Origin of the sequence: Brevibacterium casei CIP 102111 (assembly GCF_900169275.1) — a bacterium.
In the GTDB taxonomy this organism is placed as follows: domain Bacteria; phylum Actinomycetota; class Actinomycetes; order Actinomycetales; family Brevibacteriaceae; genus Brevibacterium; species Brevibacterium casei.
The window spans coordinates 369,916-383,635 of sequence record NZ_FXZC01000003.1 but is presented as its reverse complement, the minus strand read 5'-3'; the positions used below and the strand labels follow the sequence as shown (position 1 = coordinate 383,635).

Annotated in this window: 14 protein-coding genes; all 14 read left to right on the top strand. The window is 67.0% G+C overall.

The annotated features are described in order from the left end of the window. Position 1: 1 nt before the first annotated feature. The 14 genes from recR (at position 2) to BC102111_RS08775 (ending at position 13,567) form a co-directional block, all read left to right on the top strand. Positions 2 to 598, top strand: a complete 597-nt coding sequence (gene recR, locus BC102111_RS08835) for a recombination mediator RecR (RefSeq protein WP_063250836.1) — start codon at positions 2 to 4, stop codon at positions 596 to 598. 354 nt (positions 599 to 952) lie between these two features. Beyond that, positions 953 to 1,582, top strand: coding sequence for a DUF2975 domain-containing protein (locus BC102111_RS08830; protein WP_101624104.1), 630 nt, complete (start codon positions 953 to 955; stop codon positions 1,580 to 1,582). After that, positions 1,582 to 1,815 carry a helix-turn-helix domain-containing protein gene (locus BC102111_RS08825; RefSeq protein WP_009380776.1) on the top strand — a complete coding sequence of 78 codons (234 nt, stop codon included), beginning with the start codon at positions 1,582 to 1,584 and terminating at the stop codon, positions 1,813 to 1,815. Before BC102111_RS08830 ends, BC102111_RS08825 begins: the two co-directional genes overlap by 1 nt. Before the next feature lie 395 nt (positions 1,816 to 2,210). Beyond that, complete coding sequence (locus BC102111_RS08820) at positions 2,211 to 3,530, top strand: aspartate kinase (protein WP_009380780.1); 1,320 nt, start codon at positions 2,211 to 2,213, stop codon at positions 3,528 to 3,530. Further along, a complete protein-coding gene (locus tag BC102111_RS08815; RefSeq protein WP_101624103.1) occupies positions 3,527 to 4,579 on the top strand; it encodes an aspartate-semialdehyde dehydrogenase in 1,053 nt (350 codons plus the stop codon). Before BC102111_RS08820 ends, BC102111_RS08815 begins: the two co-directional genes overlap by 4 nt. Positions 4,580 to 4,715: 136 nt before the next feature. Beyond that, positions 4,716 to 5,756: a metal ABC transporter solute-binding protein, Zn/Mn family gene (locus tag BC102111_RS08810; RefSeq protein ID WP_101624102.1), complete on the top strand. Its 1,041-nt coding sequence runs from the start codon at positions 4,716 to 4,718 to the stop codon at positions 5,754 to 5,756. Next, a complete protein-coding gene (locus tag BC102111_RS08805) occupies positions 5,756 to 6,691 on the top strand; it encodes a metal ABC transporter ATP-binding protein (RefSeq protein ID WP_009380786.1) in 936 nt (311 codons plus the stop codon). Before BC102111_RS08810 ends, BC102111_RS08805 begins: the two co-directional genes overlap by 1 nt. Further along, positions 6,691 to 7,596: a metal ABC transporter permease gene (locus BC102111_RS08800; protein ID WP_101624101.1), complete on the top strand. Its 906-nt coding sequence runs from the start codon at positions 6,691 to 6,693 to the stop codon at positions 7,594 to 7,596. Before BC102111_RS08805 ends, BC102111_RS08800 begins: the two co-directional genes overlap by 1 nt. 50 nt (positions 7,597 to 7,646) lie before the next feature. Continuing rightward, complete coding sequence (locus tag BC102111_RS08795; RefSeq protein ID WP_095376036.1) at positions 7,647 to 8,549, top strand: metallophosphoesterase; 903 nt, start codon at positions 7,647 to 7,649, stop codon at positions 8,547 to 8,549. 55 nt (positions 8,550 to 8,604) lie between these two features. Then, the gene (locus BC102111_RS08790; protein ID WP_176472463.1) at positions 8,605 to 10,959 is read left to right on the top strand and encodes a transglycosylase domain-containing protein; all 2,355 of its coding nucleotides are present in this window, start codon (positions 8,605 to 8,607) and stop codon (positions 10,957 to 10,959) included. Positions 10,960 to 11,166: 207 nt separating this feature from the next. Beyond that, positions 11,167 to 11,322 carry a Sp36 family protein gene (gene sp36 / locus BC102111_RS17775; protein WP_009380800.1) on the top strand — a complete coding sequence of 52 codons (156 nt, stop codon included), beginning with the start codon at positions 11,167 to 11,169 and terminating at the stop codon, positions 11,320 to 11,322. A 43-nt stretch (positions 11,323 to 11,365) separates the two neighbouring features. Continuing rightward, positions 11,366 to 11,839, top strand: a complete 474-nt coding sequence (locus BC102111_RS08785; protein WP_063250822.1) for a RidA family protein — start codon at positions 11,366 to 11,368, stop codon at positions 11,837 to 11,839. After that, positions 11,829 to 12,806, top strand: coding sequence for an NUDIX hydrolase (locus tag BC102111_RS08780; RefSeq protein ID WP_095376034.1), 978 nt, complete (start codon positions 11,829 to 11,831; stop codon positions 12,804 to 12,806). The genes BC102111_RS08785 and BC102111_RS08780 overlap by 11 nt, the downstream gene beginning before the upstream one ends. Continuing rightward, on the top strand, positions 12,803 to 13,567 hold the full coding sequence (locus tag BC102111_RS08775; RefSeq protein WP_095376033.1) for an MBL fold metallo-hydrolase: 765 nt from the start codon (positions 12,803 to 12,805) through the stop codon (positions 13,565 to 13,567). Before BC102111_RS08780 ends, BC102111_RS08775 begins: the two co-directional genes overlap by 4 nt. Positions 13,568 to 13,720: the final 153 nt, after the last annotated feature.

The window sequence follows — 13,720 nt, the reverse complement described above, 5'->3', positions numbered from 1 at the left end:
AGTGTATGAGGGTGCCCTCCAGGACCTCGTCGAAGAGTTCGGCAAGCTCCCGGGCATCGGGCCGAAGTCGGCCCAGCGGCTCGCGTTCCACATCCTCCAAGCCGATTCCGGTGATGTGAACGCGTTGGCTCAGGCTCTGAGCAACGTCAAGAAGCGTGTGCGCTTCTGCGAGATCTGCGGCAACGTCTCGGAAGAGGCCGAGTGCACCGTGTGTCAGGACCCGCGCCGTGATCGGACGATGATCTGCGTCGTCGAGGAGCCCAAGGACGTCGTCGCCATCGAGCGCACTCGCGAATACCGCGGTCTCTACCACGTGCTCGGGGGAGCGATCGATCCGATGGCCGGCGTCGGCCCGGACAACCTGCGGATCAAGGAGCTCATGCCTCGCCTGCAGAACGGCGAGGTCACCGAGATCGTCATCGCCACCGACCCCAACCTCGAAGGCGAGGCCACCGCCACCTACCTCGTGCGGCTGCTGAGCACTCTCGGGGTGACGGTGACACGGCTGGCTTCGGGTCTGCCCGTCGGCGGAGACCTCGAGTACGCCGACGAGGTCACGCTGGGCCGGGCGTTCTCCGGTCGCCGCGAAGTCGACTGAGCAGATCCCGCCGCGGCCGAGCAGGCCTCTCAGCGGCCGTTGGTCGTGACGGCTCCCTGAGGCGTCTCCACTCACCCGGCCACCACACTCTGAGGCGACGCCACCCCGCCTGCCAACCTGTTTGCGGTCGAAGAACCGAGGCGAATCCGCGATTTTCGCGATTTCGCCTCGGTTCTTCGACCGCAACTCGTCCGCAGCGGCGGCTCACCTCGCAATATTCTGGTTCGACGCCCTTGACACCTTATCGATTATCGTGAAGCATGTTGTTTATCGATATATCGAGTATCGATAAGAGCAGCCCGAATGCGACCAGACGGAGTGTCCCGGTCGTCGAGATGGAAGGTGTGACCAGTGATGGGTGAAACGAACGGAATGCCGGTGGAGATGACGAAGTCGAGCGAAGGCAGGTCGCGGTCGGGAATGGAATCCGTCATCAGCGGAGTGCTCGGAGTCTACGGCGTGTACTTGGCTTACATTCTCGTCAAGGGACTGATCGCCAACGAGATCGGTATTCGGTTCGAGTTCGCCGATGATGCGTCGGCAGCCATCGACGTCGGAGGCAGCGCGGTTGCTCTCTCCGGTCCCGCTGACGTGACCGTTTCGACGGTGCTGCTCGCTCCCGAGACGATGGTGCTCCTCATCATCTCGAAGCTCACGGTGATCATCGGCCTCATCGGTGCGGCGATCATCTGCTTCCCCATCCTCAGGGACATCGCTCATGGAACGCCCTTCACGTCGCGCGCACTCAAGGCGCTGTCCGTTCTCGCGCTGTCGGTCGCAATTCTCGTCATCATCTACGCGATCGCTGCGACGCTCGGCTCCAACCTCGCCTCGCGCGACCTCGGCATCTCCGACTCTGTCAGCGGCGGTCTCGGAGTCACCCAGGTGTTCCTCTTCCTCGGCATCGCCGGCGGCATCGCGCTCCTGCAGCGCAGCTTCGCATCCGGGCGCAAGGCGCAGGAAGAACTTGAGGGGCTCGTCTGATGCCGGCCGACCTCGGCGAAGGGCGAGTGGTCTGCCACCTCGACGCGCTGCTCACCCAGCGGGAGATGACGCTCACCGAACTGTCGAACGCCGTCGGCGTGTCCCTGGCCAACCTCTCCGTGCTCAAGAACAACAGGGCCAAGGCCATCCGGTACTCGACGCTCGTCGCCCTCTGCGCCGCGCTCGACTGCCAGCCCGGTGACCTCTTCACCGTCACCACGGCGGAGGACTGATCGCGGCCACCGGCGGCTCGGTCAAGCCGGCCAGCACTTTTCGAAGCGAGGAACGTTCGAAAAGTGCTGGCCGGCTTGAGCGAGCGTCGCGAACGGCTGGGGGGCGTCGAAAAGTGCTGGCCGGCTTGAGTGAGCGTCGCAATCGGCCGGAAGCATCGCAATCGGCCTGGAGCGTCGAAAAGTGCGCTCGTTTGTGAACCGACGCAGCAGAGTGCCGGCCCCTGACCAAGGTGAGACAGGTGTCTGTATGACGGGCACCCCCTCGGTCCGAAGTGTCCACCTCCTACAATGGTGGGGACGCCGGTCCGCCGACGCCGTCTGCCTCACCGCAGCGCTCGGCACTGCGAGAGCAGTCGATCGGCGCAGTCCGCATCAGCGAACAGGAAGAGACTTCAGTGAGCTTAGTCGTCCAGAAGTTTGGCGGGTCCTCGGTTGCCGACGCAGAGTCGGTCAAACGGGTGGCCCAGCGCATCGTCGAATACCGACAAGCCGGCCACGAGGTGGTCGTGGTGGTCTCGGCGATGGGGGACAGCACGGACGACCTCATCGACCTCGCCCAGCAGGTCTCTCCGCTGCCGCCTGCGCGTGAGCTCGACATGCTCCTCACCGCCGGAGAGCGGATCTCGATGGCCGTGCTCGCTATGGCGATCGCCAACCTCGGCTTCGAAGCCCAGTCGTTCACCGGTTCCCAGGCCGGAGTCATCACCGATGAGCAGTTCGGCAAGGCGCGGATCATCGACGTCACTCCGGGGCGGATCCGCTCCGCCCTCGACGACGGCAACATCGCCATCGTCGCCGGATTCCAGGGCGTGAGCCAGACGGCGAAGAACATCACGACGCTCGGCCGCGGCGGCTCCGACACCACGGCCGTCGCCCTCGCCGCCGCCCTCGACGCCGACGTCTGCGAGATCTACACCGACGTCGACGGCGTCTTCACCGCCGACCCTCGCATCGTCTCGACCGCGCGCAAGATCGACGAGATCGGCTTCGAGGAGATGATGGAGATGGCGGCCTCGGGCGCCAAGGTCCTCATGCTCCGGTGCGTCGAGTACGCTCGGCGCTACGACGTCCCGGTTCACGTGCGTTCGTCCTTCTCGCGCAAACAGGGCACCTGGGTGACCGATTCGGCCATCCCCGAAGCATTTCTGCCGGCACGGAGTGCGAAGGCAGCGGAAACAGAAACGGAGTCCACCATGGAACAGGCAATCATCTCCGGAGTCGCGCACGACCGTTCGGAAGCCAAGGTCACGATCGTCGGCGTCCCCGACGTCCCGGGCAAGGCGGCGGAGATCTTCAAGACGATCGCCGCGCAGGAGATCGACATCGACATGATCGTCCAGAACATCTCCACCCGCGAACCGGGGAAGACGGACATCTCGTTCACGTTGCCGAAGACCGACGGAGCGAAGGCCATCGAAGCCCTCGACGGTGCGAAGGCGAAGATCGGCTTCGACCAGGTCCGCTACGACGACCAGATCGGCAAACTCTCCGTCGTCGGCGCCGGCATGCGCTCCCACCCCGGGGTCACCGCGACGCTCTTCGAAGCGCTCAGCGACGCCCAGGTCAACATCGACATGATCTCCACCTCGGAGATCCGCATCAGCGTCGTCACCCGAGCGGACCTGCTCGACGACGCCGTCCGTGCCGCCCATGCGGCCTACGGACTCGACACAGAGGACAACGAAGCAGTGGTCTACGGAGGTACAGGACGATGAGCGTTTCAATCGGAGTGGTCGGAGCCACCGGCCAGGTCGGCGGCGTCATGCTCGACCTCCTCGCCGACGATCCCGGGTTCGAGATCGAGAACCTGCGGCTCTTCGCCTCGGCCCGCTCGGCCGGCAAGGTCGTCGAATTCCAGGGCCGGGAGATCGTCGTCGAGGATGCCGCCGAGGCGGACCCGACCGGACTCGACATCGCCCTCTTCTCCGCCGGCGGGGCGACCTCCCGTGCCCAGGCTGAGCGGTTCGCCGCCGCCGGGGTCATCGTCGTCGACAACTCCTCGGCCTGGCGCTCGGACCCCGAGGTGCCCCTCGTCGTCAGCGAGGTCAACCCCGACGCCCTCGACACTGTGCCCAAGGGCATCATCGCCAACCCCAACTGCACGACGATGGCCGCGATGCCCGTGCTCAAGGCGCTCGACACGGAGGCGGGGCTGACCCGCCTCGTCGTCTCGACCTACCAGGCCGTCTCCGGATCAGGGCTGAGCGGCGTCGAGGAGCTCGCCGGTCAGCTCGAAGCCGGCATCGCCGACGCCCGGGCGCTCACCCGCGACGGCAGCGCCGTCGACCTTCCGGCGCCGAACAACTACGTCGAACCGATCGCCTTCAACGTCCTGCCGATGGCCGGCAGCATCGTCGACGACGGCGAACTCGAGACCGACGAAGAGAAGAAGCTGCGCAACGAGAGCCGGAAGATCCTCGGACTCCCGGACCTCCTCGTCGCCGGCACCTGTGTGCGCGTTCCCGTGTTCACCGGGCACAGCCTGAGCATCCACGCGGAGTTCGCCTCCGACATCACACCCGAGCGGGCCACGGAGATCCTCGCCGAGGCGCCCGGAGTCGTCCTCGACGACGTCCCCACCCCGCTCAAGGCGGCCGGCACCGACCCGAGCTACGTCGGCCGCATCCGCGCCGACCAGTCGGCTCCCGCCGGCAAGGGCCTCGTCCTCTTCGTCTCCAACGACAACCTGCGCAAGGGTGCGGCGCTCAACACCGTCCAGATCGCCGCGCTGCTCGCGGCGAAGCTCGAGGCGCAGGCGGCCTGAGCGGTCGTGCGGTCCCAAGCGGACCGTACCGGGAACCATAAACAGGTTGCTATATATAAATATTTATATTAGTGGCGGGCCCTTCGGCTGAGTACTGTGATCGGAGAGATCACCGACTCGACACGAAAGGCCCGCCATGCGCTTGTCCCGACACCTCCTCCCCGCCGGGTCGATCGGCCTCGTCACCGGCCTGGTCCTCAGCGGGTGCGGCGGCGGGCAGAGCGGGGATTCGGCCGAGCTCTCGGTCGTCACCTCGACGAACGTCTACGCCGACATCATCTCCGCCGTCGCCGGGAGCACCGCGGACGTCACGGCGATCATCGACGATCCCAATCAGGACCCGCACTCCTACGAGGCGACGACCCGGGACCGGCTCCGCCTCTCCAAGGCCGACCTCGTCGTCATCAACGGCGGCGGATACGACAGCTTCATGACGACGATGCTCGAGGCCTCCGACGTCAAACCCGAGGTCATCGACGTCGTCGCACTCTCGGGCCTGCCGGGCTCCGAGGACGCCGCCGGTGAACCGCACTCCCACGACAACGCCGACCACGACAGCGCAGACAACGCCGCCCACGACCACGCCGGGCACGGAGAGGACGAGTCCGCAGAGGCCGACGGCCACGCCGACCACGACCACGGGCAGTTCAACGAACACCTCTGGTACTCGGTGCCGACGATGACGAAGCTCGTCGACGATGTCGCGCTCCACCTCGGCGAGGCACTGCCCGACCAGGCGGAGACCATCACGGCGAACGCGGAGGAGTACACGGACCGCCTCGGCGAGCTGGAGTCGACGATCGCTGCGGTCAAGGACGAGCACGGCGGAGAGAAGGTCGCGGCGACCGAACCGGTGCCGCTGCGGCTCTTCGACGACATGGGGCTCGAGACCATCACGAGTCCCGAATTCCTCGCCGCTGTCGAGGAGGGCAATGACGTCCCGCCCCTTGTCCTTAAGGACGCCGAGGAGCAGATCTCCTCCGGGGAGGCGGTGCTGCTCGGATACAATACGCAGGCGGCCGGACCCCAGGCAGAGCAGCTCAAGGCCACGGCCGAGGGGGCAGGCGTTCCCGTCGTCGACCTCGCCGAGACGATGCCTCAGGGCGCCGAGTACACGGACTGGATGGGCGGGCACATCGACGCGATCGCCACGGCACTCGAAGGGCATGGGCACTGATGATGACAGGGGATTCCGACACGGTGACGAGGACTCGGCCCACCGCCGACGCAGGGCAGGCGAGCCGGTCGCTCCACGGTGGGGGCCCGACCCCCGCGATCAGCCTCCACGATGCCGAGCTGCGTTTCGGCGACCGGGTGCTCTGGCACGATCTCAACCTCGCGGTCGCACCGGGGGAGTTCCTCGCCGTGCTCGGCCCCAACGGCACCGGCAAGACCTCGCTGCTCAAGGTCCTCCTCGGCGAGCATGGGCTCTACCGGGGCACCGCCGAGATCGACGGTCACCGGGTCCATTCGGGCAACCCGGCCATCGGCTACATCCCGCAGCAGCGCGGCATCGACCCGCACACGCCGATGCGCGGACGCGACATCGTCCGCATGGGCATCGACGGGTACCGCTGGGGCCCGGGCTGGCCGTCGCGGAAGCGACGGAGGCACGTCGACGAACTCCTCGCCTCGGTGGGGGCCGAGAGCTATGCCGACGCGCCGGCGGGCACCCTGTCCGGGGGAGAGCTGCAGCGGCTGCGGGTCGCCCAGGCGCTCGCGAGCAACCCCTCGGTGCTCCTCTGCGACGAACCTCTGCTCTCCCTCGACATGCACCATCAACAGGTCGTCGCAGGACTCATCGACGAGCAGCGGCGGGCTCGCGACGCCGCGGTCCTCTTCGTCACCCACGAGATCAACCCGATCCTGCCCTACGTCGATCGGATCCTCTACATCGTCGGCGGGCACTTCCTCATCGGCACCCCCGCCGAGGTGATGACCTCGGAATCGCTCACCCGCCTCTACGGCTCTCCCGTCGAGGTCGTCCGCGTCGGCGGTCGCCTCATCGTCGTCGGCGGTGAGGACGAATGCACCGACCATCATGTCCACCACCGGGGTGACGTCCACGCCGATGCACCGGCGGTCACCGAGACGGAACGGGGGTCGATCTGATGTCGATCGCCGAGATCGTCTCCAGCCTGTTCTCCTTCGAGGACTACGGGGAACTCGTCGCCCTGCTCACCAATTCCCTCATCGCCGCCGCCCTCCTCGGCGTCGTCGGCGGCCTCATCAGCGTCTTCGTCATGGCCCGGGACATCCCGTTCGCCGTTCACGGGGTCTCCGAACTCTCCTTCGCCGGCGCCGCCTTCGCCCTGCTCGTCGGCTTCGACGTCGTCGGCGGATCGATCGCAGGCTCCATCCTCGCGGCCCTCATCATCGGCATCGGCGGGGCCCGGGCCTCGGAGAAGAACGCGATCATCGGCGTCCTCATGCCCTTCGGGCTCGGGCTCGCGATCCTCTTTCTCGCCCTCTACGACGGGCGCTCGGCGAGCAAGTTCGGGCTGCTGACCGGACAGATCGTCGCGATCACCCCCGGCCAGATCCTCACCCTCATCGTCTGCGCCCTCATCGTCCTCGTGGTCCTCGCAGTCGTGTGGCGGCCGCTCCTCTTCGCCAGCCTCGACCCCGAGGTGGCGCGGGCCAAAGGGGTGCCCGTGTCCGGTCTGACGATCGTCTTCATGCTCGTCCTCGGTCTCGCGGTGGCGCTGAGCGTCCAGGTCGTCGGCGTCCTCCTCGTCCTCGCCCTCCTCATCACGCCCGCTGCCGCCGCCACCCAGGTCTCCGCCTCACCGGTGTGGGTGCCCGTGCTCAGCGTCGTCTTCGCCGTCACCGCCTCGGTCGGCGGGATCCTCCTCGCCCTCGGCTCACCGGTCGTTCCGATCAGCCCGTTCGTCACGACGATCTCCTTCCTCATCTACCTCGTCTGCCGAGTCATCGGGCACCGCCGGCTCAGCTCCCTCCACCGGCGTCGGGCTGCCCGGGGCGAGCGGGGCACCGAGCATACGCAGTCGGTGTGACAAGGTCGGTTGGTGCTTGAGGGTGTCCGACACCGACTAAACTGTGTCGAATGAAGACACGCGCACTCGCCGTAGGCAGCCTCGCCCTCCCTGCGGCCGCCGGCCTCTGGGCCGCAGGCATCGAGCCCCATCTCTTCGCCGTCCGCCGCCACACCCTGCCGCTGCTGCCGGCCGGGCACGAGCCCCTGCGCATCCTCCACGTCTCCGACCTCCACCTCACCTCGTGGCAGAAGCACCGCGCGGCGTGGGTGAGTGCGCTCACCCGCCTCGAGCCCGACCTCGTCGTCAACACCGGCGACAACCTCTCCGCCGACATCGTGCCGCAGGTCCTCGAGGTCTTCGACGGGCTCCTGAACGTCCCCGGCGTCTTCGTCCTCGGCTCGAACGACTTCTTCTCCCCGCAGGCGAAGAACCCCGCGAAGTACCTGCGCTCGCCCTCCGAGGTCAAGCACCGCACGAGCCCCGACCTCGACGTCGACGCTCTCATCAAGGGCTTCGAGGACCGCGGGTGGATCTTCCTCGACAACGCCGAGGCGACCATGGAGATCCGCGGCACCCTGATCGACCTCTCCGGCCTCGGCGATGCCCACATCGACCGCGATCGGATCCGCTGGACCGAGGACGGCGAGCTCGTCCACCCGCGCTTCGATCGGGCGGCCGACCTCAAGATCGGCGTCACTCACGCCCCATACTCGCGGACTCTGGAGGCGTTCGCCTCGGCGGGGGCGGACCTCATCATGGCCGGGCACACCCACGGAGGGCAGATCCGGGTGCCGTTCTGGGGCGCACCGGTGACGAACTGCGACCTCGATCGGACACGCGCACGCGGCGTGTTCCCCTATCGGGGTTCGACCGTCGAGATCTCTGCAGGGCTCGGCTTCTCACCGTTCTCACCAGTGCGTTTCGCAGCCCGACCCGAAGTCAGCCTGCTTACGCTCGTGCCCAGGACGTAGCACTTTCACCGTTCTCTGAGACGGCGCTCAACTCCGGTTGGTTAAACTTGGTTTCATGGTGTCTCCTGAGTCAAATCCCGAACCGACCAAGATGGCGGCCTTCCTCCAGTTCGTCGCGGTGAGCGCGGTGGCCGGAATCGTGGCCGCCGGACTTGCCATCCCCGGCGTCGGTGTCGCCACTGCCAGCGCGAACAGCGCCGTCGAGATCTTCAATGCGCTGCCGGCCACGCTCGAGGAGCGCGACCTCGGCGAGAAGTCGACGATGCTCGCCGCCGACGGCTCGAAGATCGCTGACTTCTACTGGCAGAACCGCGTCGAGGTTCCCCTCGACCAGATCTCCCAGGAGATGCAGGACGCGACGATCTCGGTCGAGGACTACCGGTTCTTCGAACACGGAGGCATCGACCTCGAGGGCATCGCCCGCGCGGCGGTGCACAATATGGTCTCCTCGACGACGCAGGGCGGTTCGACGCTGACTCAGCAGTACGTGAAGAACGTGCTGGCCGAGAACGCCCACGCGGAATCGAACCGGGAAGGCGTGGAGGCCGCCAGGGAGTCCGAGGGCACGGCAGGCTACGCGCGCAAGCTGCGTGAGGCGAAGCTCGCCGTTGCGGTGGAGAAGAAGTACGACAAGAAAGAGATCCTCAACCGCTACCTCAACATCAACAACTACTCGGGATCGCCGAACGTCTACGGCGTGCAGGCAGCGGCCTACCGCTACTGGGGCATCGACGCGAAGGACCTCAACATCCAGCAGTCGGCGATGCTCGCCGGCATCGTGCAGAACCCGTCGGCGTTCAATCCCGAGCGCTTCCCCGACGCCGTGCTCGAGCGCCGCAACGTCGTGCTCGGCCAGATGCTCAAGTACGGGCACATCACCCAGAAGCAGTACGACGAGGCGGTCAAGACCGGCCTCGACCTCAAGATCAGGGAGACCCCGAACGGCTGTTCGGCGGCGGAGAACAGCGCCGCGTTCTTCTGCAACTACGTCGTCAACGTCATCAAGAACGATGAGAGCTTCGGCAAGACCGTCGAGGACCGTATCGCCACCCTCCAGCGCGGCGGCCTGACGATCAAGACCAGCCTCAATCCCGACATCCAGAAGATCGCGGACAAAGAGGTCAAGAAGCGCGTTCCCGTCGGCGATCCCTCGGGAGCCGGCCATGCCCTCGTGACGATCGAACCGGGTACCGGTGAGGTCATCGCCATGGCTCAGAACCGTGAGTACACGGAGGGCGAGGTCGAGAAGAAGGACAAGAACAAGAAGACGAACATCAACTACACCGTCGACAAGAAGCACAACGGCGGTGCCGGCTTCCAGGTCGGTTCGACATGGAAGCCGTTCGTGCTGGCCACGTGGCTGAAGTCGGGCAAGAGCCTCAACGCCTCGGTGAATGCGACGAAGCGCAACTTCCCGGCGAGTTCGTGGAAGTACAGCGGCTGTCCCAACATGGCCGGTGACTGGGATCCGAACAACGCCGGCGACGGTTCGGGCAAGGGCTCGATGACGGTGCTCAACGCCACGAAGAACTCGGTGAACACCGGGTATGCGGCCATGGGCAACCAGCTCAACATGTGCAAGATCATGGACACCGCGATGGATCTCGGCATCCGCTACGGCAGCGGAGAAAAGCTCGACTACGCCGACAAGTCCGGCTTCATCCAGGCGCTCTCGCCGTCGTCGATCCTCGGCACCACGGAGACGACCCCGATCGCGATGGCCGCGGCGTTCGCGACCTTCGCCAACGACGGAAAGTTCTGCGGACCGAAGCCGATCCTCGAGATCACGGACCGCAACGGCAAGAACATCGACGTCCCGGGCGAGGAGTGCAAGCAGGTCCTCGACAAACAGGTCGCGCGCGGCGTTGCCTACGCGCTGACGCAGACATTCAAGGGCGGTACGACCAGCAGTCTGGGAATCGGCGTGCCCGCCGGCGCGAAGACCGGTACGACGAACTTCGAGGTCGGCCACACCTGGCTGCTCGGATTCACCAAGACCCTGTCGACGGCCGTGTGGACCGGTGACCCGCGAGGCACCCGCGACTGGCGCAAGAACGGCAAGGGCAAGGTGCGCGGTCAGATCTACGGTGCGACGATCTCCGGTAAGACCTGGCAGGCGTTCATGAGCAAGGCCGTCAAGGAGACCAAGGGCAACACCGGCTTCCCGAAGCCGAGCTCGAAGTACTTCCAGGGCGGGGGCTCCGGTGGCGGAGGCGGTTCGTCATCGACCGGCACCAACCGCGGCGGCGGAGGCGGAAACGGCGGCGGTGGTTCCTCCAACGGCGGCGGAGGCGGCGGAGACCGTGGCAACGGCGGTGGCGGCGGCAACGGCGGCGGTGGAAACGGCGGCGACGGTGGCGGCGACAACGGCGGCGGGGGAGACGAAGCCCCCGGCCTCGGCGGCAACTGAGTCGACGGCGGCTGACATCGGTGGGGCGGAACGATCTTCTCGATCGTTCCGCCCCACTCGCGTCTGCGACGTCCCCGTCGCCATTGTTCCGCCTTCTCCGCTAGTGTGGGGTGGGGCAATGAGCGACGCGTGAACACGCGCCGAGACTGCCAGCCCGCCCGGGCCGAGACACGTGCACCGGGTGCCGACGAACCGAGTAGGAGAGCCATGACCAAGTGGGAATACGTCACCGTTCCGCTCATCGTCCATGCGACGAAGCAGATCCTCGATCAGTGGGGTGAGGACGGCTACGAACTCGTGCAGGTCGTGCCGGGGCCGGACAACAACGGTCTCGTCGCCTACCTCAAGCGCCCCAAGCCCTGACCCCCGCTCAGCAGTCTGCACTCTTCGTCGAAGGAGACCACCCATGTCGACCGTCCTTGACCGCATCAGCGAACTCGGCCTCGAGCTGCCGAAGGTCGCAGCCCCCGCAGGTGTCTACGTCCCGGCACTGCGCACCGGCAACTACGTCTACACCTCCGGTCAGCTGCCGGTCGTTGACGGTGCGCTGCCGACGACGGGCCACCTCGGCGCCGAGGTCGACGTCGACACCGGCTACCAGCTGGCGCGGATCGCCGGGCTCAACGCCCTGGCAGCGATCGCATCGGTGATCGGCGACCTCGACAAGGTCGTGCGCGTCGTCAAGGTCACCGGCTTCGTCAACTCCACCGACGACTTCACCCAGCAGCCGTCGGTCATCAACGGCGTCTCCGAGCTCTACGGGGAGATCTTCGGGGACAAGGGCCAGCACGCCCGCAGCGCCGTCGGAGTCAACACGCTGCCGCTCGGCACTCCCGTCGAGGTCGAGGTCGTCGTCGAGGTCGAGGACGATGCCGCTTAGCGGACGCTCCCTTCCGGTCTCCACGGAACTGACCTGGCTGCTCGACCTCTGGCGCTCAGAGGGACGACGGCCGGTTCCCGAGCCCCCACGGCCCGCCTCGGCGATCATCCTCGTCCGCGACACCCGTGATGGGCTCGAGACGTTCGTGACGCGTCAGCTCGACGCGCGCGGCGTCGAGGACCGCAACCGCTGGGCCTACCCCGTCGGGGACCTGCGCCCGAGCGATCTGCGCAAGCTGCCGGTCACCGGGTGGAAGTCGTCCCGGTGCGCGATGACGCTGAGCATCGAGAACAAGTCACGGGCCCTGCAGCAGTTCTCCGCTGCCGCGCGCGTCGCCTTCGCCTCGACCGGGGTGCTGCTGGCAGAGAACGTCGACCACGACCTCGTCGCGAGTCCGCAGACGGAATGGCAGGCGACACGGTATCGGCTGCTTTCGAACGAGGTGTCGTGGTCGCAGGTGCTGCGCGAGCGGGACCTGCGGCTGCGCCCCGACCTCCTCAAGCCGTGGCTGCGCTGGATCAACACGGCGACCCAACTCCACCGCTTCGACACCACGTACTTCCTCGCCGCCGTGCCCTTCGGCCAGGAGGTCGACTTCCTCGCCTCGAACGAGAGCTCGGGCGGGTGGAAGCGACCCGAGGAGATCCTCGCCGACGCCGCCGACGATCCCGACCGGATCAGCGCGAGCACGCGGCTGATCGTCGAGAGCCTGCAGACCGTTCCGACCGTGGGAGCGGCCATGGCCCAGGTCCGCGACGTCCACCCCCTGCGTCCGGAGATCGCCGACGAGGACGGCGAATGGCGGCTCGTCATCCACCCCCGCCGGGACTTCCACCAGAAGGGCACCCTGCGCGACCGCGATGTGGCCGTCGGCGACGAGGAGGAAGAGGACCGCACCGGGCTGATGAGCCTGGGCGCCGACGACGATGACCCGACCAGCGCAGACGAGGACACCGACGACTCATGAGGATCCGTGCGAACAACCCGTCCCCGATGACCCTGACCGGGACGAACACCTATGTGCTCACCTCCCGCGACGACACCGCGGCCGTGATCGTCGACCCCGGACCAGAACTCGCTGAGCACCGTGAGCGCTTCCTCGCCGAGGTGGGGGACCGGAGGCTGGCGGGCATCGTCCTCACCCACCAGCATGCCGATCATTCCGAGATGCTCGGCAGCGTCGCCGACTGGGCGCCCGAGGTGCCCGTCTACGCCGTCCTCGACCGGTTCGCCCGCCACACCCCACCGGTGGCCGACGGTGATCGCATCGACTTCGGGGATGATCCTCTCGACGTGATCGAGGTCGTCGCGACGCCGGGGCACACCGGTGACAGCATCAGCCTCCTCCATGACGGCGTCCTCTACAGCGGCGACACCATCCTCGGTGAGGGGACGACGATCGTCACCCACCCCGAGGGGTCGCTCGGAGACTACCTGGTGAGTCTCGATCGGCTCCGCGAGCTCTATGACTCAGGGGCGTATGCGCGCATCGAACCGGCCCACGGCCCGACGATCGACTCACCCGCCGAGGTGATCGACCACTACCGCGACCACCGCCGTGAGCGCATCGCCCAAATCAGGGCCGCGCTCGAGCAGGGCGCGACGACCGCGGCCGAGGTCTGCGACATCGTCTATCACGACGTCGACCCGCGGGTCCGCGGAGCCGCGGAGCAGATTGTGCGCGCCCAGCTGAGCTACCTCGGCGCCCTGTCCCCGGACGACGCATAGGACAGGGGCACCAGGCGAGGCACCGCCTGGCCCGTTTGTGGTGCCCGGCCCGTTAGTGGTCGAAGAACCGAGGAGAATCGGCCATTTTGGCTCATTTCCCTCGGTTTATCGACCACAAACGGGGGGGGGGGGGGGGAACAGACGTCGCCAAAC